Consider the following 2,036-nt stretch of genomic DNA (forward strand, 5'->3'; position numbering starts at 1 on the left):
AGTTGATTTGGTAAAAATATTTGAGCCGTGCGATCGACTATTCTAGTAAAGAGCGATCGCGTCACGTTCTTCGCGTACTGAGGGCGGTAAGGATAAGTGCAGTGCATTACTTTAATCGGTTTGTCGATCGTATAAACATCTTTCCACTTATCCAAGTAGTTGTAAACCGGGGACAAAGTTGTCATTTTCGGTTTCACCGATTCCACAGCCGCTGCAAAAGCGCCCTAGTCTTTCACTATTAGCACATTTTGATGCGCCACTACCATCTCGAAATATTTCTTAAAGTTGGTGAACAATTCCTGAGTTTTACTGCTTTTCGTAAAAGCGATAAATCCGCCATTGTCTTGAATGCTATTTTCATTTAGCGGCAACCCGACAGACTGCAAAGTTGACAGAATATCCTGCTTGACTCTTAATAAATTTGCCGCTTTAGCAATGGCAGGCTGCACATCTTCTGTTATCAGCAAATCTACTTCATCAAGATAGTCAAAAACTTCATATATTGGCGATAGCAAACAAATATCGCAGTCCAGATAAATAGTTTTCTCAAAAGGAGATTGTTGATACAAAGCCAGCTTAGCTTGTCGCGATGCTAAAACAGGATTTTTGTGAGACGGTGCGGCATGCAATCTCACATTTCCGAACACCAAAAGTAATGGATATAAAAATCGCGGGGATCTATCTATTAAAATAATAATTGGTTCGCGGTGAAACTTCCTGACTGAAGCTAGAAAATGTATGCAGTCTTGAAATGAATACAATCCAATTAAAATGGTGATAAATCCTCTATCTTTTTTTTCTAACGATAGTAAAAATCGAAATTTAATAAGGCAATTAACTGTGTTTTTAATAACCGATAGAGATATTGCCAATGCTCAAACTGCAATTTAGCCCAAACTTTATCCCAAAAGGTTCTTACTTGATTTTTTTCCCAGTCCCAATGAGCCAAAGAATGCTCCATAATTTGAGCGAGTTCCTGCCACCCATCATTACGAATATTCCACCCAACTTTAGCAGTTGCTAACCCAATGGGATTACCGTCTTTTGTTTTGACTTTTTGCACTTCAAAAAATCTTCCAATCTTTCCCCATTCTTGAATAAACTGAATTTCTTTCCCATTGTCTCTCGCAATTACGAACAAGTTTTCTGGAACAAAACTTACATTCTTCAATGGTATTTCTAGCTTTTTGGCTAATTTATGAATTGCCTCTTTTCTCCCCGGCAATGATTGATTTGGTGGATGTTCTAGAATGGGAATAAACTCTTTACAAGTAATTCCTGACATCCATTCTCTCTCCGGCACTTTTCCTATGATTCTTGTATCTGCATCCACAAAGATTGTCACTCGGCATAATTCTAAGGCTTTTTTTAGTGCAAATCGTTTATCATTATAACAATAATCTACACCTTCGCGACTTTTTTTAAAGGCGAAAACATTCGTCAACTTCTGAAAGTCATTTGGGTAGTCAGTACAAACAACTAGCATCGTCCCTAGAGAATGAGTTTCTAAGTCTGCTGCTAGTTGTTTGGCTAATTCGCGATACTTTTTCCCAAAAGCTAAGGTGCAAAAACAAAAATCTTTGTAACTGTTTAACATTATTTTTGACTCAATTTTTGCACTTGTTTTATTTGAGTTTATGCTAACTGTGACGCTTTTGATGCCACTGCCAAGCATGGGAGATAATGTTCTTAATGTCGGGATATTCGGGAGACCAACCCAAGGTTTCGATCGCCTTTTTGCTGCTGCCAACCAAAGAAGGCGGATCTCCCGGACGCCGTTCACGCTCAACAGCCTTAATCTCTTTTCCCGTCACTTGACGAGCCGCTTCTATCACCTCTTTCACCGAAAACCCGCCGCCATTGCCCAAATTAAAGAAATCAGATTTGCCACCATTTAACAAATATTCTAATCCCAAAATGTGAGCAGATGCCAAATCGTTAACGTGAATGTAATCCCGGATGCAAGTACCGTCAGGAGTCTCGTAATCCGTGCCAAAAATCGCGATCGAATCTCGTTTACCCAAAGCCGCGAACAA

3 protein-coding genes and 1 pseudogene are annotated in these 2,036 nt (G+C 39.3%); all 4 read right to left on the bottom strand.

Features of this window, described 5'->3' with window-relative positions:
* Positions 1-185 (bottom strand): annotated as a pseudogene (locus QUB12_RS37105) (hypothetical protein); the annotation flags it as partial.
* Between the two features lie 39 nt (positions 186-224).
* Entirely contained in the window at positions 225-635 is a 411-nt protein-coding gene (locus tag QUB12_RS37110) for a hypothetical protein (protein ID WP_333311087.1), read from the bottom strand.
* A 164-nt stretch (positions 636-799) separates the two neighbouring features.
* Positions 800-1,675 carry a hypothetical protein gene (locus QUB12_RS37115; protein ID WP_333300934.1) on the bottom strand — a complete coding sequence of 292 codons (876 nt, stop codon included), beginning with the start codon at positions 1,673-1,675 and terminating at the stop codon, positions 800-802.
* The coding region (locus QUB12_RS37120) for a GDP-mannose 4,6-dehydratase (RefSeq protein WP_333311089.1) at positions 1,641-2,036 on the bottom strand (396 nt) is incomplete at its 5' end. The genes QUB12_RS37120 and QUB12_RS37115, both read right to left, overlap by 35 nt.

This window comes from Microcoleus sp. B7-D4, assembly GCF_036705125.1.
GTDB lineage: Bacteria > Cyanobacteriota > Cyanobacteriia > Cyanobacteriales > Microcoleaceae > Microcoleus.

Excerpts from the sequence above, each read along its gene's own strand:
- QUB12_RS37115 (WP_333300934.1), bottom strand. The coding sequence starts at position 1,675 with ATGCTTGGCAGTGGCATCAAAAGCGTCACAGTTAGCATAAACTCAAAT.